Source organism: Streptomyces sp. NPDC017993, from assembly GCF_044328065.1.
Lineage (GTDB): Bacteria > Actinomycetota > Actinomycetes > Streptomycetales > Streptomycetaceae > Streptomyces.
Map to the genome: position 1 here is coordinate 275,800 of NZ_JBIRGO010000001.1, position 18,222 is coordinate 294,021.

General features: G+C 74.1%; 15 protein-coding genes. 10 read left to right on the forward strand and 5 right to left on the reverse strand.

The window, feature by feature from the left end:
• Positions 1-48 precede the first annotated feature (48 nt).
• Entirely contained in the window at positions 49-3,240 is a 3,192-nt protein-coding gene (locus ACH4FH_RS01385) for a protein kinase (RefSeq protein WP_398553652.1), read from the forward strand.
• 54 nt (positions 3,241-3,294) lie between these two features.
• Here the strand turns inward: ACH4FH_RS01385 and ACH4FH_RS01390 are convergent, their stop codons facing one another.
• Positions 3,295-4,482 (reverse strand): winged helix DNA-binding domain-containing protein, encoded by a 1,188-nt coding sequence (locus ACH4FH_RS01390; RefSeq protein ID WP_398553653.1) that lies wholly within the window; start codon positions 4,480-4,482, stop codon positions 3,295-3,297.
• A 41-nt stretch (positions 4,483-4,523) separates the two neighbouring features.
• Positions 4,524-6,053 carry a class I adenylate-forming enzyme family protein gene (locus ACH4FH_RS01395; protein ID WP_398553654.1) on the reverse strand — a complete coding sequence of 510 codons (1,530 nt, stop codon included), beginning with the start codon at positions 6,051-6,053 and terminating at the stop codon, positions 4,524-4,526.
• A 233-nt stretch (positions 6,054-6,286) separates the two neighbouring features.
• Here ACH4FH_RS01395 and ACH4FH_RS01400 point away from each other — a divergent pair, with 233 nt between their 5' ends.
• The 3 genes from ACH4FH_RS01400 to ACH4FH_RS01410 all read left to right on the forward strand — a co-directional run bounded on the left by ACH4FH_RS01400 (position 6,287) and on the right by ACH4FH_RS01410 (position 9,354).
• A complete protein-coding gene (locus ACH4FH_RS01400) occupies positions 6,287-7,441 on the forward strand; it encodes an acyl-CoA dehydrogenase family protein (protein WP_398553655.1) in 1,155 nt (384 codons plus the stop codon).
• Positions 7,442-7,449: 8 nt separating this feature from the next.
• Positions 7,450-8,409, forward strand: coding sequence for an acyl-CoA dehydrogenase family protein (locus tag ACH4FH_RS01405; protein WP_398553968.1), 960 nt, complete (start codon positions 7,450-7,452; stop codon positions 8,407-8,409).
• A 471-nt stretch (positions 8,410-8,880) separates the two neighbouring features.
• On the forward strand, positions 8,881-9,354 hold the full coding sequence (locus ACH4FH_RS01410; RefSeq protein WP_398553656.1) for an ATP-binding protein: 474 nt from the start codon (positions 8,881-8,883) through the stop codon (positions 9,352-9,354).
• A gap of 50 nt (positions 9,355-9,404) precedes the next feature.
• Here the strand turns inward: ACH4FH_RS01410 and ACH4FH_RS01415 are convergent, their stop codons facing one another.
• On the reverse strand, positions 9,405-10,331 hold the full coding sequence (locus tag ACH4FH_RS01415) for a cyclase family protein (RefSeq protein ID WP_398553657.1): 927 nt from the start codon (positions 10,329-10,331) through the stop codon (positions 9,405-9,407).
• Between the two features lie 97 nt (positions 10,332-10,428).
• Between ACH4FH_RS01415 and ACH4FH_RS01420 the strand changes: the two genes are divergently transcribed.
• From ACH4FH_RS01420 to ACH4FH_RS01430, 3 genes are all read left to right on the forward strand, one after another.
• The gene (locus tag ACH4FH_RS01420; RefSeq protein ID WP_398553658.1) at positions 10,429-11,343 is read left to right on the forward strand and encodes an SDR family oxidoreductase; all 915 of its coding nucleotides are present in this window, start codon (positions 10,429-10,431) and stop codon (positions 11,341-11,343) included.
• Between the two features lie 96 nt (positions 11,344-11,439).
• Positions 11,440-12,627 carry an acyl-CoA dehydrogenase family protein gene (locus tag ACH4FH_RS01425; protein ID WP_398553659.1) on the forward strand — a complete coding sequence of 396 codons (1,188 nt, stop codon included), beginning with the start codon at positions 11,440-11,442 and terminating at the stop codon, positions 12,625-12,627.
• Positions 12,627-13,697, forward strand: a complete 1,071-nt coding sequence (locus ACH4FH_RS01430) for a Zn-dependent alcohol dehydrogenase (RefSeq protein ID WP_398553660.1) — start codon at positions 12,627-12,629, stop codon at positions 13,695-13,697. The genes ACH4FH_RS01425 and ACH4FH_RS01430 overlap by 1 nt, the downstream gene beginning before the upstream one ends.
• A gap of 18 nt (positions 13,698-13,715) precedes the next feature.
• Here ACH4FH_RS01430 and tsaA read toward each other — a convergent pair whose 3' ends face one another.
• Complete coding sequence (gene tsaA, locus ACH4FH_RS01435) at positions 13,716-14,132, reverse strand: tRNA (N6-threonylcarbamoyladenosine(37)-N6)-methyltransferase TrmO (protein ID WP_398553661.1); 417 nt, start codon at positions 14,130-14,132, stop codon at positions 13,716-13,718.
• A 152-nt stretch (positions 14,133-14,284) separates the two neighbouring features.
• Here tsaA and ACH4FH_RS01440 point away from each other — a divergent pair, with 152 nt between their 5' ends.
• Positions 14,285-15,697, forward strand: a complete 1,413-nt coding sequence (locus tag ACH4FH_RS01440) for an MFS transporter (protein WP_398553662.1) — start codon at positions 14,285-14,287, stop codon at positions 15,695-15,697.
• A 73-nt stretch (positions 15,698-15,770) separates the two neighbouring features.
• Here ACH4FH_RS01440 and ACH4FH_RS01445 read toward each other — a convergent pair whose 3' ends face one another.
• Positions 15,771-16,406, reverse strand: a complete 636-nt coding sequence (locus ACH4FH_RS01445) for a flavin reductase family protein (RefSeq protein ID WP_398553663.1) — start codon at positions 16,404-16,406, stop codon at positions 15,771-15,773.
• 276 nt (positions 16,407-16,682) lie between these two features.
• Here ACH4FH_RS01445 and ACH4FH_RS01450 point away from each other — a divergent pair, with 276 nt between their 5' ends.
• Together ACH4FH_RS01450 and ACH4FH_RS01455 are read left to right on the forward strand one after the other, a co-directional pair.
• On the forward strand, positions 16,683-17,276 hold the full coding sequence (locus ACH4FH_RS01450; protein WP_398553664.1) for an RNA polymerase sigma factor: 594 nt from the start codon (positions 16,683-16,685) through the stop codon (positions 17,274-17,276).
• Entirely contained in the window at positions 17,273-18,004 is a 732-nt protein-coding gene (locus ACH4FH_RS01455; RefSeq protein WP_398553665.1) for a hypothetical protein, read from the forward strand. Before ACH4FH_RS01450 ends, ACH4FH_RS01455 begins: the two co-directional genes overlap by 4 nt.
• Positions 18,005-18,222 lie beyond the last annotated feature (218 nt).

Here is an 18,222-nt window from a genome sequence, read left to right on the forward strand (position 1 = left end):
GGCCGGCTCCGCGAGGACGGTGGCCAGCACGCGCTCCGGGGAGGCGTCGTGGACGAGTACGCGGGAAGAGTGCTCGCCGAGCGCTACCGTCTGCCGCTGCGCTCCCCGGGCGACGACGACTTCACCGAGACCCGGGCGTTCGATACGTACAGCGGGCAGGAGGTCCTGGTCCGCCAGGTCCCGCTGCCCGAGGTGGTGGACGCGGAGGTCGTGGAGGCGGAGCCGGCGGACGGACGCCACGCGCACCGGCGCACCACCGACGCGGGGGTGCGCACGGCCCCTGTGGTGGGCGCGGCAGGCGTGGCCGACCGCAGCCCTCGCGATCCCGCCGTACGCCGCGCGCTGGAGGCCGCGACGGCTGCCGCGCAACTGCCCGATCACCCGCGGCTGGAACAGGTCTTCGACGTCTTCGCGCAGCACGGCAGCCTGTGGATCGTCGGTGAACTCGTCGCGGCACGCCCGTTGTCCGGGCTGCTCGCCGAGCGGGCCCTGTCCGCGCACCGCGCCGCGGAGATCGCCGCCGATGTGCTCACCGCCCTGCGGGCCTTGCACACGCAGGGCTGGATCCACCGCAACATCACCGCTCGCACGGTCCTGGTCTGCGTCGACGGCCGGGCGGTGCTGACCGGTCTGGCGGTGGGCGCTGCCCAGGAGGCGCTGTGCGGCTACGCGCCGGTGCCGGACGAGCGGGAGAGCGAGCCGGGGGCCGCCCCGCGTGCGGCCGGCGGCGCGGGCGAGGTGCGGGACGACGCGGCTGCCGGTGCGGCGGGTGCGGTGTCCGCCGGGGCTTCCGGTGTGCCCGCCGGCGGTCCGTCGTACCGGCACGCGGCTGCACCCCCGGGAGCGGCTTCGGGGCCGGGTGTGCCGCATCCGGCCGCGGCCCCGGATGCCAACTGGCCGCCCCTGTCGGGCGGCAGAGGCGGCACGACAGGGAGTGGTCCGGCGGGTGGTACGAGGAGTACGGACGGCACGGGCGGTGCCGATGTGTCGGGTGAGCCCGATGGGACGGGCGCGGACGCGGCGGCGGGCCGGGGCCCCGGGGGCGGCGAGGTGGACCCGCGGCGGGTACGGGCGGGCGCCATCGCCGCCTACCGTGCCGGTGCTCGCGCGGCCGCCGTCCGGGCGGCGCTGCCGGAGGCCGAGGCCGGGCGCCACGGCTCCGCATCCGACGCGTCGGGCCGGCCCGTGCCGGGCGCCGCAGCCACCGGGGCGCACGGTGTGCCGGGGGCCCGGCAGCACGACGACACCGACTTTCCGCCGGCCGACGCGGACCCCGACGGGGGTGCTGACCCGGGCCCGGTGACGGGCTTCCCGGAAGGCTCGGCTCCCGGCTCCCCGGGGCGTCCGGAGGGCGGAATCGTTCCGCCGGCCCGTCAGGGCGCCGCCGAAGGGCCGCGGTTCAGCCCGTACAGCGATCACATCGAGGGGAGTGCCGGGCGAGGCGCCGACCGACCGGAGGACACCGGCGGTACGCGCGCCGCGGATGACCGGGGGGTGGCCCGGCCGGGCAGTGGCGGCCAGGGCGGCGGCCCGCCGGGACCGGCGCCGGCGGCCGGCGGTGGCCGAGGGGCCGATCCGCTTCCCGCGCCGCGCCGGGAGGCACCCGGGGTGGCGCCCACCGGGTCGGGCACGGGGGTGGCGCCCACCGCCGAGACCGGCGGGTGGCCCACGGCGGCCGCGCCGGCCCGGACCTCCCTGACGAAGACCGTTGCTGCCCCCGCTTCCGGGGCGGAGCACCGTGGCCCCGCCTCCCTCGCCTACGGCCGTCCCTCCGCAGCGCTCGCCGCGGAACGAGCCCGGCAGGCCCGGTTGCAGGTCATCGGCCCGGTCACCGAACGCTGGGCGCCCGAACAGGCTGGCCCGGTGCACGAGAACCGGCAGCCGGCGCCGCCGATCGGCCCGGCCGCCGACCTGTGGGCCGTGGGCGCGCTGCTGTTCCGCAGTGTGCAGGGGCATCCGCCGTTCCCCGAGGAGAGCGCGGTCGAGCTGGCACAGCTGGTCTGTTCGCGGCCACCGGCCCCCGCCGAGGAGTGCGGGGCGCTGCGGCCCGTCGTCGAGTCCTTGCTGCGCGAGGACCCCGTCGACCGACCGGACGTCGAGGAACTGCGCGGCCGGCTGCGCTCGTTGATCCGTACGGCCCCGGAGCCGGAGCTGGGCAGCCGGGTGGTGACCGTGCCGTCGTCGGACCATGTCGCCGATCCGGGGCGGCTGCCGATTCTGCGGCGCCGAGGTGAACTCGTCCGCAAGGGGCGCCACAAGAAGAGCCGGGCGCGGCGCGAGCGACGTCCGCAGGTCCCGGCCGCCGCGCAGGCGGCAGCCGCCCCCGCGGCCCGTCCGCAGCGGCTCCCCAAGCAGCCGAAGCCGCTGCGCGGGCCCGCTCCCGCCACGCTGACCGAGCCGCTGCGGCCCGCCAGGGCGACCAGGCCCGCCGCCTCCCGCCGGCGCGGTGATCCGGCCGCGGAGCCCTTGGCGCAACAGAGTCCGGTACAGGTCGGATGGGACGGCGCCGGGCCGCGGCGGTCGTCCGCCGGGGCGGCGCGAGGGCCCCGTCGTCTGGGCCTGCTGTTGCTCGGGCTGGTGTTCCTGATGCTGGTGGCCGCGGTCGTCTACGCCATGGTGTTCCTGCCGAAGTCCGGTGGGGAGGCCGGGCAGGGTGGCGCGGACCGGGTGGACACGCCCGGCCCGTCGAACCCCGGAAGCAGCGCGGCTCCCGGGGACGGACAGGGTGACGGCGGGGACGGCGGTGAGAGCGGCACCCGGGCGCCGCAGACCGGCGCGCCCGCCGACCTGGACCAGGGTTTCGAGGTGCGCAGCGACCCCGAGGGCTTCCAGGTCGGCGTCCGCAAGGGCTGGGAGCGGCGCGGGGAGAACGATCGGGGCCAGGTGCGGTACGTCGGCGGGGACTACGAGCTGGTGGTGGTGCCCGGCCGCGACACCACGGCCCGCTTCGGCGCCGACCCGATGGCCTACCAGCAGGACAAGGAGGCCGAACTGGCGCCGTACCGCGACTCCAGCTGGTCCTCCGCCTCCGGTCTCCGGCGAATAGACGTCGGGAAGACGGCGATGGCGGAGGGCACCTTCACCTGGCGGGACGGCAGCGGCCGCGAGGTGTACGTCCGCAATCTCGCGATGATCCACGAGGGGCGCTACCACCTCGTGCTCCTCATCGGACCGGACAACGAGCGGCGCGAGGTCGACCACCTCTACGACCAGGCGACGGATGCCTACCGCCCCGGCTGACCCCGCACCACGCGGCGTTGCCGCGCGGGCAGTTTCGCTACGCGGTCAGCCGGGTCAGCCGGTGAGCTCCCGCTCCAGGGGTGTGCGGAAGCGCGGTGTGATGCGGACCTCGCCGACCCAGGCCGCGAGCCGAGCCGCCTCGTCCGCCACCGCGGCGGCGGCCTCGCCGCCCCCGTCGCCCGTGAGCAGACTCCAGACGATCTCGCCGTCCGCGCGCTGTGCCCAGCCGCCGATGATCCGGCCGTTCCACCACACGGTCGGGCCGATGTTGCCGCTGCGGTCGAAGAGCCGCGGTACGTGTCCGGGGTCGAGATACCAGTCGCGGGCCTTCCAGCCCATGGCCGTGGGGTCGAGGCCGGGCAGTAGCGCGGCCCACGGTTCGGGCTGCTGGACGGGTTCGAGGTCCTCCGGCAGGGCGAGGCCGTCGGCGCCGTCGTCCAGACGTACCTCGGCCGCGCCGGTCGAGGCCAGCGCGCGCCGGGTGTCCGTCAGCGTCCAGCCGGTCCACCACTTGAGGTCCTCGACGGTGGCCGGGCCGTAGGCCGCGAGCCAGCGGCGGGCGAGGTCGGCGCGGGCCTCGGAGGCGGGCGGTGCGGGCCGGCCGGTGTGTGCGGCGCCCGGTGCCCAGCGGAAGGAACTGCTGGTCCAGCCGCCGCGCGGGCGGCCGCGCCGGATCCTGCCCTCGGCGGCGAGCACCCGCAGGATGCGGCTGGAGACGGCGACCGTGGCCTGGTACGGCTTGCCGGGGGCGACCACGATCGTCTCGCGCAGACCGGGCACGTCGGCGGCGAGTTCGGCGGCGGTGGCCTCACCGCGCGCCGCCAGCGCGGCCAGGGTCCGCGCCTCCACGTCGGCCAGTCGCGGCTCGTCCCAGCCGGGCACGCCGTCCAGCACCCAGGTGGTCATCCGGCGCCGTTCCCGCGCGGCGATGGCCTGCGCGGTCGAGGACCAGACGGCGGGCACCAGGTCGGCGCCGACGGCGAAGAGGGTGTTGCGCATGCACAGCAGCCTGACGAGGGAGACATCGTCGTAGAGGGCGCGCTCCACCGCACCGGGGTCCGGCGCGGCGAGCCGTGCTCCGGCGGCCAGATGGACGGTCGCGGCGTCGGTGGCATGAAGCCCGAGGATGGCGTCGCCGACCTCCTCAGGGGTGGCCGCCCGGTACGCCGGCGCGAGGAGGTGGCGCCGCCCGAGGCGGGCCCGGCGGCCGGCGGAGTCGATGCGGGGACGGGGGTCGTTCATGCGGCGAAGGTACGGGGCATCGCGGACAGTCGGTGTCCGCTTCACGGTCGGCCGGCTGCGGTGTCGCCGCCGAACCGGTCCCGGAGTTCCTGTTTGAGTACCTTGCCGAGCGTCGCTCCGCGCGGCAGCGCGGCAAGCACCTCCAGCTGTTCGGGAAGCTTGTGCGGTGCCAGGCCCTGGGCGCGCAGGTGGGTGGTGACGTCCGGGAGCGTCAACTCTCCTGCGTACGGGGGCTGTTCGATGACGGCGCAGACGCGTTCGCCGCGGGCGGGGTCCGGCAGCCCGATGACGGCGGCGTCCGCGACGTCTGGGTGGCGCTGGAGGAGCGCCTCGATCTCCTGGGGAGAGATGTTCTCGCCCTTGCGAATGATGAGGTCCTTGAGGCGGCCGGTGACGACGAGATGGCCGGTGGGGGTGAGACGGCCGAGATCGCCGGTGGGGAGGAAGCCGTCGGCGTCGAAGGGGTCCGGCTCGTCCAGATAGCCGCGGCAGACGGCGGGGCCGCGCAGCCGTATCTCACCGGTGCCCGGGGTGATCCGGATGTCCATGCCGGCGGGCGGCCGGCCGGCGGTCGTGGCGAGGTGCTCGGGGAGGTCCGTCGGATCGCCCATGGTCACCATCGGCGCCTCGGTCATGGCGTAGCCGTGGGCGAGCCGGCAGCCCAGCTCGGCGACGACCTCGTGGTACAGCGCGGGCGGCAGAGGCGCGCCGCCGCCGGCCAGCAGGCGCAGTGACGGCAGCAGCCGGCGGCCGGGCGGCAGGGCGCGCTGGGCGGTGAGGAAGAGGTGGTAGAAGGCGGTGGAGCCGCCCGCGACGGTGACGTGGTGGCGGCGGTAGGCGGCGAGCGAGCCGGGCAGCGCGAAGTGCTCCAGCAGGAGGGCGGGGATGCCGTGCAGGAGCAGCATGACGGTGTAGTCCGGGCCGGCCACATGGGCGTAGGGGAAGGCCATGGAGCCGACGTCCGAAGGGCCGATGCGCAGCGCGCCGGCCAGGCAGCGGCCGGCGGTGAGCAGGCTGCGGTCGGTGTGCAGCACGCCCTTGGGGCCTGCGGTGGTGCCGGAGGTCCAGTAGATCCAGCGGACCTCTTCGTCGTCGTCGGGCGGCGGGGGCAGGGTCGCCGGATCGGCCTCGGGGAGGGCGGCGCGGGCGTCGATGACGGTGAGCGGCCCGGGGATTTGCGTGGCCAGGCGGTGCGCCATCGCGGCGTGGTCGAAGCCGCGCCAGATGCCGGGGACGGCGAGGAAGGACGCCCCCGTACGCCGCAGCACCTGGCCGACCTCGTGGTCGCGGTAGAGCGGGACGACCGGGCTCTGGACGGCGCCGATGCGGGCCAGAGCCAGGCTGAGCACCACCGTCTCGATGCGGGTCGGCAGCTGCCAGACGACCCGGCTGCCGGGGCGTACGCCCCGTGCGTACAGGCCGGCGGCGACGCGTTCCGCGCGCCGGCGCAGGGCGCCGAAGGTGAGGCGGCGGTCGTGCCGTGCGGAGTCGGCTCCTTGGATGAGCGCCGGGGCGGACGGGGTGCGTGCCGTGCGCCACGCGACCAGGCCCCAGAGCGTGCTGCCGGCCATGCGGGCCTCCCCATGACTGACGGGCCGTCAGATGTGGCCCAGAGGGTAGCCGCGGACGCCTTGTCGGTCCAGGGGGGGCGGGGCTAGGCTACTTTCTGACGGTGCATCAGATATGGCTGAGGGGAACCGGATGGAGCCACCGCACGTCGACCCGACCTTCCCGGTGATGCGCGGCAGCGCCGTTCACATACCGGGCCCCGACCTCGACAAGCGCGCCGCGTAGCGGGCCCGGCATGGACCTGACCTGCACCGAGGAAGAGGAAGCCTTCCGGGCGCGGCTGCGCCGGTGGCTCGCGACGGTGCTGCCCCGGCTTCCCGCCAAGCCCGCCGCGACCGACTGGCCCGCCCGGCGGGCGTACGACGCGGCCTGGCAGCGCATGCTCCACGACGCCGGATACGCCGGTCTGCACTGGCCGCGAGACACCGGCGGGCAGGGCGCGACCCCCACCCAGCACCTGATCTTCCTGGAGGAGACCGAGCGCGCCGGGGCGCCCTACGTCGGCGCCAACTTCGTGGGTCTGCTGCACGCCGGGCCGACCATCGCCGCCGAGGGCACCGCCGACCAGCGCGCCCGCTGGCTGCCGCCGATCCTGCGCGGCGCGGAGATCTGGTGCCAGGGCTTCAGCGAACCGGACGCGGGTTCGGACCTGGCCGCGCTGCGCACCAAGGCGGTGCGCGACGGCGACACCTACGTGGTCAGCGGCTCCAAGATCTGGACCTCGCACGCGGAGGTCGCCGACTGGTGCGAGCTGCTGGTCCGTACCGACCCCGCGGCCCCCCGGCACCACGGCCTGAGCTGGCTCGCCATGCCGATGGACGCGCCGGGCGTGACCGTCCGGCCGTTGCGCACCCTGGCCGGGTCCACCGAGTTCGCCGAGCTGTTCCTCGACGAGGTCCGGGTGCCGGTCGGCAACCGCGTCGGGGCGGAGAACGACGGCTGGCGGGTGACGATGGTGACCCTCTCCTTCGAGCGCGGCACCGCCTTCGTCGGTGAGGTGGTGGCCTGCCGCCGGGTGCTCGGCGCGCTCGCCGGCGCCGCCCGCGCGAACGGCCGCTGGGACGACGCCGTACTGCGCCGCCGGCTCGGCCGGCTGAACGCGGAGTTCACCGCGCTGTGGCGGCTCACCCAGTGGAACGTGAGCGGCGCGCAGCGCAGTGGCGGCGTACCGGGAATCGGCGGCTCGGTCTTCAAACTGCGCTACTCGCACGCCCGTCAGGAGCTGTACGACGCGGCGGCGGAGGTGCTGGGAGCCGAAGCGCTGGACGCCGACCACGCCTGGGTCGCCGACCGGCTCTCCGCCCTGTCGTACACCATCGCGGCCGGTACCTCGCAGATCCAGCAGAACATCATCGCCGAGCGGATCCTCGGCCTGCCGAAGGGGCGGTGACCCACGCCGTGGACTTCCACCTCACCGACGATCAAGAGGCGTTGCGCGCCGGCACCAGGGAGCTGCTGGCGGGCCGGTTCGGCCGGGACCGGCTGCGCGCCGCCGTAGACGACCCCGCGCTGGACCGGACGCTCTGGCGCGAGCTGGGCGACGCCGGTTTCTTCGCCCTGCGGCTGCCGGAGGCGGCCGGCGGGGTGGGGCTCGGCCTGCCGGAGGCGGTGCTGGCCTTCGAGGAAGCCGGGCGGGCGCTGCTGCCGGGACCGCTGGCCGCCTGCCAGCTGCTGGCGGGCACGGTGGACGGCGCCGCGACCGGTGAGCGGATCGTGGGGCTGTGCGACGCCGCGGCCGCCCCGACGCTGTGGGAGCACCCGTGCGACTGCGATGAGTTGATCTTGGTGGACGGGTCGCCCGACGCGGGCCGCGACGGCGGGGCGTACCGCAGCGCCGCGCCGGCCGTGAGCCGTACCTCGCTGACGTCCGTCGACCCCCTCACGCCGCTCGCCCGCGTCACGGACCGCCCGCAGGGCACGCCGCTGCCGCTGGACGTGGCCCGGCTGCGCCGGGAGGCCGCCCTGCTCGCCGCCGCCCAGCAGCTGGGCAGCGCGGCCCGCACCGTCGAGATGGCGGTGGCGTACGCGCGGGAGCGTGAGCAGTTCGGTGCGGCGATCGGCTCGTTCCAGGCGGTCAAGCATCTGTGCGCCCAGATGCTGGTCCGCGCGGAAGTCGCCAGGAGTGCGGTCTATGCGGCGGCCGTGACGGAAGGGGCGCTGGAGGTCACCGGGGCGAAGCTGCTCGCCGACGACGCCGCGGTGCGCAACGCCAGGGACTGCCTCCAGGTGCACGGCGGGATGGGCTTCACCTGGGAGGCGGACGTCCATCTGCATCTCAAGCGTGCCTGGCTGCGGGCCGAGAGCTGGGGTACCGCGCGCGAGGCGGAGCAGCTGCTCGCCGAGGGGCTCGTGGCGTGACGACCGGCCACTGACCGCGGGTGGTGATGCCGAATGACCGTCCATGTCAGACTCACGCAACCTGTGTGCGAAATGTCGGACTCACTACACATAAGTGGTCACGGACAGTCGATATCGGGTTGTGTCCTAGGTGTGACTCGTCACAGGGGGGAGTCACGCCTTGCCTCGGGTACGCTCCGTTGGGTGCGAGTGGTTCTGTGGCGCAACGACCGCGGTGCCGTCGGTAGGACGGCTCCGGGATGCGGACTGCACACCGCTCGTTTCGGGCCGGGGCCCGGTATTTCCCCGTGTTCGACTCCCCGCAAAGTGCGTCGCACAGTATGCAGCACGCATACTCCCTTGCGCTGGAATATGCCCGAAGCGCTTGTTGCGGTGACTGAACGTCAACCATGCTGTGCTTCGCCGGGGTCACGCACCGTGACTCCGTGGAGGCGCGAGGCGATGTTTCCGCCGGTTCGGATGGTGTGAGCGGTGCAGGTGCTTCAGGTGCAGTTGGAGGTGCGGCCCGACCCCGCGGAGGTGGGGCGGGCCCGACGGTGGGCCCGTTCGCGGCTCGTGGGGTCCGGAATAGGAGCCGACGAGCCCTTGGCGGAGACGCTGATCCTGTTGATCTCCGAGCTCGTCACGAACGCCGTGGTGCACACCGGCTCCCCGGCCGAGCTGCGGATGTGCTTCTCCGGCTCGGGTGCCGTGGTCGGCACGGTCCGCGTCGAAGTGGCCGACGCCAGCGCCCGGCCACCACGCCAGCGGCACGCCGAGGGCGACGACACCAACGGCCGCGGCCTCGAACTGGTCGACGGACTCGCGGACCGCTGGGGCTGGCAGCACGAGGGCGCCGGCAAGCGGATCTGGTGCGAGGTCGACCGGGGGCAGCCGTTGCTGATGGCGGCGGGCGCGGATCTGGGGGCGTACGAAGCGCCTCGTGTCATGACGCGTCGCGCCTGAGGTGATGCGCCCGACCGGGCGTCGCGGGGTGTGCCCTGTGGCCCGGCGGGTCAGAGCACGGCGACGGGCGCGACGGGCGTGCCGGACCCCCCGACGAACGGTTCGGCCATCGCGGACAGGAAGAACGTGCCGCTGCCCCGCTCCGCGCAGGCCGTGGACAGCTCCTCCAGATTCCAGTTCTGACCCTGGAGCATGCCCATCTCGACCAGATGGAGGGCGTGCACCGGCAGCCACAGGTTCTCGATCTCCGGCGGGAAGATCTCGAAGGTCAGGGTGTCGTTGGCGACGGCCGCGACATCGCGGGAGTGGAACCACTCCGGGGTGCGCACCGACAGGCCGGGGGAAGGGAACGCGTACGCCTCGCGGTCGCCGGCGAGGTAGTGCTGCACCTGACCGGTCCGTACGAGGACGAGGTCGCCCGCGCGCACCGTGGTGCCCGCCAACTCCTCGGCGGCGTCCAGGTCTTCGGGGGTGACGGCGTGTCCGCCCGGCAGCCGGTCGCTGCCGTGGGCGCGCGCCACGTCGAGGAGGACGCCGCGGGAGGCGATCGGGGTGGCCTTCTCGATGCCGAGACGCGTGGCACCGGCGTGCGCGGTGACGGAGTCGGCCGGGCGGTTGTTGTAGAGCCGGCCGGCGTACGACACATGGGTGAGGCCGTCCCAGTGGGTGGCGGCCTGCAGGCCCATGGTGACCGCGTCGTCCGAGGTGGCGACCGTGCCGGGGCCGAAGATCTCCTGGTTGATGGCGGTCATGGTGTGCAGCGGATTGACCCGGCCCGGGATCATGCCGGTCTGTACGCCGTCCTGTCGGAGCAGCAGGGCGAGCGGGATGCGCCGGCCGGTGCGTACGCAGCCGACGGCGTCCCGTACGGCCTGCTCGGTGATCAGGTTCAGGGTGCCGATCTCGTCCTCGGGCCCCCAACGGCCCCAATTGTTCACGCGCTCGGCGATCTCGTGGAACTCCTGCGGCAGGGGCATGGGCCCTCCTTGGCGGGTTCGGCCCCGGGTCTTGTGTTCGGACCGGGTCTGCTCAAAAATCTAACGGTCCGTCAGAAACTGCGGGAAGGGGCGCGACATGGGGAACTTCTTGGCCGGCAAGGTGATCGCCGTGACGGGGGCGGGGCGCGGCATCGGCCGGGCGGTCGCCCTCGCCTGCGCGGCGCAGGGGGCGAAGGTCGTCGTCAACGACTACGGGGTCTCGATCGAGGGCGGCGAACCGAGCAGCGAGGTCGCCGAATCCGTGGTGAAGGAGATCGAGGCGGCCGGCCACATCGCGACGGCGGTCGCCGACGATGTGTCCACCATGGCGGGCGGGCAGCGGATCGTGGACACCGCGCTGGCGCAGTACGGCCGGATCGACGGGGTGGTGTGCGTCGCGGGGATCCTGCGGGAGCGGATGCTGTTCAACATGTCCGAGGAGGAGTGGGACCCGGTCGTCGCCACCCACCTGAAGGGCACCTTCACCGTCTTCAAGGCGGCGAGCGCGGTGATGCGCCGGCAGGGCTCGGGCACGCTGGTGGGCTTCACCAGCGGCAATCACCAGGGCAGCGTGTCCCAGGCCAACTACTCGGCCGCCAAGGGCGGGATCATCTCGCTGGTGCGCAGCGCGGCGCTGGGGCTGCACAAGTACGGCGTCACGGCCAACGCGGTGGCACCGGTCGCCCGCACGCGGATGTCGGCGAATGTGCCGATGGAGCTGACGGAGATCGGGGAGCCGGAGGACGTGGCGGCCCTGGTCGTCTATCTGCTGAGCGAGCGGGCCCGCGAGGAGGGCATCACCGGGCAGGTCTATACCGTCGCGGGCCCGAAGATCGCGGTCTGGGCGCAGCCGAGGGAGCTGCGGTCGGTGTACGCCGAGGGCGGCGGATGGACACCGGAACGGATCGGCGAGGTGCTGCCGGGGTCGGTCGGGACGGACCCGATGCCGATGCTGGCGCAGGTCGCGGCGATGGCGGCGGCCGCCGCGGAGAAGGCACGGCCCAACGCCTAGGGCGTGTCCGCGATGTCCATGCGCCCGCCGGAGGCGGCGCGGGGCCGCGGGAGGAGCGGGACCCGCGCAGAGCGCGGGCGGCGGCGGGAGGCCGACGTGGACTTCGGGTTCGCAGGTGAGGACGAGGAATTCAGGGGGGAGGCGCGGCGGTGGCTGCGCGAGCATCTCGTGGGCGCGTACGCGGACGCGGCGGGGCGTGGCGGGCCCGGCAGCGAGCACGAGGCCCCGCGGGCGCGCCGGGAGTGGGAACGCGAGCTGGGGTCCGGCGGCTGGATCGGACTCGGCTGGAGCGAGGCGTACGGAAATCGCACGGCGACGCTGACGCAGCAGGTCGTGTGGGCCGAGGAGTACGCCACGGCGCGAGCCCCGGGGCGGGTGGGGCACATCGGGGAGAACCTGCTGGCGCCCACTCTCCTCGCGTACGGGGACGACGCGCAGAAGCGACGCTTCCTGCCGCCCGTCGCGCGAGGTGAGGAGCTGTGGTGCCAGGGATACAGCGAGCCCGACGCCGGCTCCGACCTGGCCGGAGTGCGGACCGTCGCCGTCCGGGACGGCGACGTCTACCGGGTCACCGGGCAGAAGATCTGGACCTCGCTGGCCGCGGAGGCCGACTGGTGCTTCGTCCTGGCGCGGACCGATCCCCGCGAGCGGCGGCACCGGGGCCTGTCCTTCCTGCTGGTGGCGATGGACCAGCCGGGGCGGATCGAGGTGCGGCCGATCCGCCAGATGTCGGGGACGGCCGAGTTCAACGAGGTGTTCTTCGACGGGGCCGTGGTGCGGGCCGCGCATGTGGTCGGCGCGGAGGGGGACGGCTGGCGGGTGGCGATGGGGCTGCTGGCGCGGGAGCGCGGCGTCTCGACCCTCGTCCAGCAGATCGGATTCGCGGCCGAGCTGGGAGAGGTCGTCGAGGCCGCGATCCGCTCCGGGGCGGTCCGTGATCCGGTGTTGCGCGACCAATTGGTGTGCCAGTGGGCCGAGTTGAAGGTCATGCGGTGGAACGCGCTACGGACCCTGGGCGCGGCCGGTGACGCGGGAGCGCCGAGCGTGGCGAAACTGCTGTGGGGCGGCTGGCACCAACGCCTCGGGGAGCTGGCGATGCGCGTGCGCGGGGCTGCCGCCGCACTGGGGCCCGCGGACTGGACCGCCGGGACGCCGTACGCGCTGGACCCGACGCAGCGGCTGTTCCTGTTCACCCGGGCCGACACCCTCTACGGCGGCTCGGACGAGATCCAGCGCAACATCATCGCCGAGCGCGTGCTCGGCCTGCCCAGAGTGGAGCGGTGATGAGAGGCGTCATTTTCGACGGTGAGCAGCCCCGGGTCGTGGACGATCTGGAGGTGCGCGACCCGGGCCCCGGCGAGGTGCTCGTCGGTATCCGGGCGGCCGGTCTCTGCCACAGCGATCTGTCGGTGGTCGACGGGACGATCCCCTTTCCGGTGCCGGTGGTGCTGGGGCACGAGGGGGCGGGGGTGGTCGAGGCCGTCGGTGCCGGCGTCGGCCATGTGGTCCCCGGCGACCACGTCGCGCTGTCGACGCTGGCGAACTGCGGGGCCTGCGCGGAGTGCGACCGGGGTCGGCCGACGATGTGCCGGAAGGCGATCGGGATGCCGGGGAGGCCGTTCCGCCGGGGAGGGACGGAGCTGTTCCAGTTCGCGTCGAACTCGGCGTTCGCGGAGCGCACCGTCGTCAAGGCCGTGCAGGCGGTGAAGATCGCCCCGGACGTTCCGCTGACGTCCGCGGCGCTCATCGGGTGCGGCGTGCTGACCGGGGTCGGGGCGGTGCTCAACCGCGCGAAGGTGGACCGCGGCGACTCGGTCGTGGTGATCGGCACCGGAGGCATCGGGCTCAACGTGCTCCAGGGCGCACGCCTCGCCGGGGCGTCGACGATCGTCGCGGTCGACACCAACCCCGCGAAGGAGGCGGTGGCACGGCAGTTCGGGGCGACGCACTTCCTCGACGCGTCGGCGGTGGGGGACAGCGTCAGAGCGGTCCGGGAGATCCTGCCGACCGGAGCCGACCACGCCTTCGAGTGCGTGGGCAGCACGCGGCTGATCCGGCAGGCGATCGATCTGCTCGACCGGCACGGTCAGGCGGTGCTGCTGGGCGTGCCGCCGGCCACCGCGGAGGCGTCGTTCCTGGTCTCGTCGATGTATCTGGACAAGTCGATCCTGGGCTGCCGCTACGGCTCCTCGCGGCCACAGCGGGACATCGCGCTGTACGCCGCGCTGTATCGCGAAGGGCGGCTGCTGCTCGACGAGTTGGTGACCGAGACCTACCCCGTCGAGGACTTCGCGAAGGCGGCGGACGACGCGTACCACGGCCGGGTGGCGCGGGGGGTGCTCACCTTCGACTGAGGAGGCGCAGGGCCGGCCTCACCGCTCGGCCCCCGGGTCGAGCACGGGCTTCACATCGATGACGGGCGTGGCGTCCAGCGCCTCCAGATTCCGTACGCGCACCCGCAGGCCGTCGAACGCCGCGACAGTCACCCGGTGCAGCCCGACCGGGTTCGGCCGGTCGGGTGAGCGGGTGAGGAACACCCCCGTCTCCGGGCGCAGTTCCTCCCCGCGCGGGTGGACCACCAAAACGTCGCGATGCGCACGATCGAGCCAGGTCAGCACGATGATCTCCGCGCCCACCCGCAGATCGCGCAAGCCCTCGCGGACGCCGGGGGAGAACACCAGCCAGGCATCGGGCGCGCCCTCGTCGCCCTGCTTCGGTGCCGTGGCGCGGTCCGTCAACGGCGACTCGACCCACCCGATCGGCCGGAGCACGTACCCTTTCTCGTCCATCACGTCTCCCTCCCCTCCCACCTCTGCCGCTCCGTACCCTGTCGTTCTATCGTCCCCACCAGCCTCGGTCCGGCCACCTACTGGCCCGATCCTGGCGAACCATGGCCCTCTGGCCACTCGTTCCGGCCGGGCGCCACGGCCAAGCTGCTCGGGTGACCCAGATACCCGAACTGCCCCTGACCGTCGCGGGCTCGACGGAACGGGCGGCCCCCGACGCCACGGCTCCTGGCGCCGCGGCTCCCGAGGCCGCGGCTCCCGAGGCCGCGCCGCGCGTCCCGGCGCCGCGCCGCCGGCGCCCGCACCGGGCCTGGGCGGTGGCCGCCGTCACCTTCCTCACGATCATCGGGGCGGCCGGTTTCGCCTCCCTCCCCGGCCTCCTCGTCGAGCCGCTGCACGCCGAGTTCCACTGGTCGCGCGGCACCATCGGCTTCGCGGTCTCGGTGAACCTCGCGCTGTACGGCCTCACCGCGCCGTTCGCCGCCGCCCTGATGGACCGCTTCGGCATCCGGCGGGTGGTCGCCGCCGCCCTGTCGGTGATCGCGGCCGGCGCGGCGCTGACCGTCTTCATGACCAGCAGCTGGCAACTCGTCCTCTACTGGGGCGTCCTGGTCGGCCTGGGCAGCGGCTCGATGGCACTGGCCTTCGCCGCGACGGTCACCGGCCGCTGGTTCACCGAGCGGCGCGGCCTGGTCACCGGCATCCTCACCGCGGGCGGCGCCTCGGGGCAGTTGGTCTTCCTCCCGGTCCTGTCCTGGATCGTCGACCGGCACGACTGGCGCCCGGCCGCCGTGACCGTCGCCCTCGCGGCCGTCGCGGTCGTCCCCCTGGTGTGGCTGCTGCTGCGGGACCACCCCGCGGATGTGGGCCTCGCGCCGTACGGCGCGACGGAGTTCGTGCCGAAGCCGCCCCCGCAGCGGGGTGCGGCCCGGCGCGCGGTGCGGGCCCTCGCCTCGGCGGCCCTCCCCTCCCGGCTCCGCTCGGGCGGAGGGACACCGGCGGGCCCGTTCTGGCTGCTGGCCGGCACCTTCGCGATCTGCGGCGCCACGACGAACGGCCTGGTCAAGACCCACTTCGTGCCTGCCGCACACGACCACGGCATGCCGATGACGGCGGCCGCCTCACTGCTCGCGGTGATCGGTGTCTTCGACATCGCCGGCACGATCGCCTCGGGCTGGTTCACCGACCGCTTCGACACCCGCCGGCTGCTCGCCGTCTACTACGGCCTGCGCGGTGTGTCCCTGATGTTCCTGCCGCTGCTGCTCACGGACACCGTTCGTCCGCCGATGCTCTTCTTCATCGTCTTCTACGGCCTGGACTGGGTCGCGACGGTCCCGCCGACCCTCGCCCTGTGCCGCGAGTACTACGGCGAGGACAGCGCGATCGTCTTCGGCTGGGTCCTGGCCGCCCACCAGGTCGGCGCCGCCGCCATCGCCTTCGTCGGCGGCCTGGTGCGCGACACCTTCGGCAGCTACGACCCGGTCTGGTACGCCTCCGGTGCCCTGTGCGCCGTCGCCGCCCTGATGGCCCTGGTCATCCGGAGAAAGCGGGTGGAGGACGCGCGGTAGGTGCACGCGGAGGCTGCACCCGGGGAAGGTGAGCGGGTCGAGTTGCGGGCGGTGGGCGTGCCGGGTGTGCCGGTCAGGCGCTGAAGCGGCCGAAGGCGCCCCGGTGGAAGAGGAGCGGGCCGGCCTCCGCGGCGGCCGGGTCCGCGCCGAGAGCCTCGACGCGGCCGACCACGATGAGATGGTCGCCACCGGTGTGCACCGCCTGGATCGTGCAGTCGACCCAGGCGGGGACGCCCGGCAAACGGGGTGAGGCGGTCACCGGGGCCGCCACGTACGGGACACCGGCGAACTTGTCGCCCCCGCTGACCGCGAACCCGCGGCACAGCTCGCCCTGTTCGGCACCCAGAACATTGACGCAGAAGACGCCGGCGCGGGCGATCCGCGGCCAGGTTGTCGAGGTACGCGCCACCATGAACGTCACCAGGGGCGGGTCGAGGGAGAGCGAGGCGAACGACTGGCAGGCGAAGCCCGCGGGCCCGTCCGCACCCGGCGCCGTGATGACCGTGACGCCGCTGGCGAAGTGCCCGAGGACCGTGCGGAACTCACGCGGGTCCACGGGCGCCCGCTCGCCGTCGCGGACCGCGCGCAGCGCAGGCCGCGGCAGCGGGGTGGCGGAGGGTGCCGCCGATGGCGCGGCGGACGTGGTCGGCGCACCGACCGAGCGCAGATACCGCACGGCCGTGGCCGCCATTCCCGCGTGTCCCATCATGTCTTCATTGAATCTGATGCAGCGTCAGATGTGAAGGGAGGGGACCCGGGGAGGTGGCGAGGGGCGGGCGAGAAGGGCGCGTGGCAGAGGCGAGAAGGAGGGCCGGGGGAGGGCTCTCGGGCGCGGCCACCCGCAGGGGTGGTTTGAGGGTGCCCAGGGGGTGACCGGCGGCGGATGCGGAGGGGCAGGCAGCTCGGTTGCTGGTTGGCTGCCATCCGTACGGGTAGCTTCCACCCCGGCCGCGCCCGTAGCCAAGCACGGGGAGAGTTCCGGTTCATGGCCGATGCGACGCCGTCGTCACCCTCGTCCACCGCCTCACCCACCTTCGACGAGGTCTTCTGCGGGCTGTTGCCCCGGCTCTACCGGCGGGCGGTGATGCTGGCAGGTTCGAGACAGTCCGCGGAGGATGTGGTGCATGAGGCGTACCTCAAACTCGCCGCGCGTCCGCAGCGCTTCCTGGCCCATCCGGAGCCGTACGCCTACGCCTTCACCGCCGTGCTCAACGTCGCCCGCGATGCCTACCGCAAGGACCGCCGCCAGGTGCTGGTCGACACGCTGGAAGGCGTCGAAGAGGTCGGCGCGGGCGGGGTGTCCGGCGGTGCGGGAGCCGGCCTCGGCGCGGCGTCCGGTGGCTGGGACGGCGGCGTGGGCCGACGACAGGCCGAGCTGGAAGTGGTCCGGTTATTGGGGCGGTTGTCGCATCGCCAGGCCGGCATCGTCATCCTCGTGGACCTCGACGGGTACACCATCGACCAAGCCGCGAAGATCATGAAGGTGCACCGCGGTACGGCCGCCCGGCACCGGGCCCGCGCGTTGGACAGGCTGCGCGCCTACCTCGTTGAATCGGAGCACGGACGGGCGGGGAGGTGAGCGACACGGTGGGCGCGGGGCCGAGGTACGGCGGCGAGGCGAAGGGCGGCGCGAACGGGCCCGAGGGCGGTTCGGAGGCGGACGACGGCCTCGGTGGCGGCGGCGGAGCCCATGGCGGCGGGCGCCGGGGCTTCGACGGCGGTCAGGGAGACGGTTTCGGGGACGACGCCGAGGCGCTGCTGCGTGAGCGGTTGCGCCGCGCCGACGAGCAGATCGAGATGCCGCCGGGACTGTGGGCCCGCATCAAGGAGCCGGGCGTGGAGGCGGCGGCGCCCGCTGTGGTCACACTGCCGCGCCGCCACCCGTACGTCATCGCACTCACGGTCGCGGCGACGGTCGCTGCCGTGGCGCTGGGTGTGTGGTGGCTGGTGCGGGCGGGCGCCGGCACCTCCCAACCGGCTGCCACCGGTCCGACGGTGCCGCTCACCGTCTACAACAGCGAGTCGGCCTGCCGCGCGACCCGCTCCCTGGAGTGCGCGCTGCGGCTGGCCAAGGATCCGTACGCCAAGTACGCGGCGCGGGACAACGCCGCCGGCCGGGTCTGGCACGGCGATGCGCTCGCCGCGCGGTGTGTGATCACCGACGGCCGGCTGGTCCGTGACGAAGCGGGCGTGACCTCCACGCGCTGGTATCGGGTGCGCAGCGCGGAGGGCGTGGCGGGCTGGCTGCCCGGGGTGCGTACGCGCAACACCCGCGAGGTGCCGGTCTGTGGCGCCGAGGAGACGTGATCGCGGGGAAGCGAGGGCGAGGCGGGCGCGAGCACGGGGTGATCCGGGTCACCCCGACCGGTGTCATACGAGGGCGGGGCGTCATCCGTGTTCCGAGTGAACGGCTCCGGTGCGGGGCCGGCGGACACGGGAGTCGACGATGAAGTCAACTGACAGGCTCGGCGACGCCGTCCGGGCCGGCGTCCTCGCGGCCGGACTGCTGGTGTGGGCCGGCGCGG

Bases quoted from the DNA above. Each gene is read 5' to 3' on its own strand.
- ACH4FH_RS01390 (WP_398553653.1), bottom strand. From the start codon at position 4,482: ATGAACGACCCCCGTCCCCGCATCGACTCCGCCGGCCGCCGGGCCCGC.
- ACH4FH_RS01395 (WP_398553654.1), bottom strand. From the start codon at position 6,053: ATGGCCGGCAGCACGCTCTGGGGCCTGGTCGCGTGGCGCACGGCACGC.
- ACH4FH_RS01400 (WP_398553655.1), top strand. From the start codon at position 6,287: ATGGACCTGACCTGCACCGAGGAAGAGGAAGCCTTCCGGGCGCGGCTG.
- ACH4FH_RS01415 (WP_398553657.1), bottom strand. From the start codon at position 10,331: ATGCCCCTGCCGCAGGAGTTCCACGAGATCGCCGAGCGCGTGAACAAT.
- ACH4FH_RS01420 (WP_398553658.1), top strand. From the start codon at position 10,429: ATGGGGAACTTCTTGGCCGGCAAGGTGATCGCCGTGACGGGGGCGGGG.
- ACH4FH_RS01430 (WP_398553660.1), top strand. From the start codon at position 12,627: ATGAGAGGCGTCATTTTCGACGGTGAGCAGCCCCGGGTCGTGGACGAT.
- tsaA (WP_398553661.1), bottom strand. From the start codon at position 14,132: ATGGACGAGAAAGGGTACGTGCTCCGGCCGATCGGGTGGGTCGAGTCG.
- ACH4FH_RS01445 (WP_398553663.1), bottom strand. From the start codon at position 16,406: ATGATGGGACACGCGGGAATGGCGGCCACGGCCGTGCGGTATCTGCGC.
- ACH4FH_RS01450 (WP_398553664.1), top strand. From the start codon at position 16,683: ATGGCCGATGCGACGCCGTCGTCACCCTCGTCCACCGCCTCACCCACC.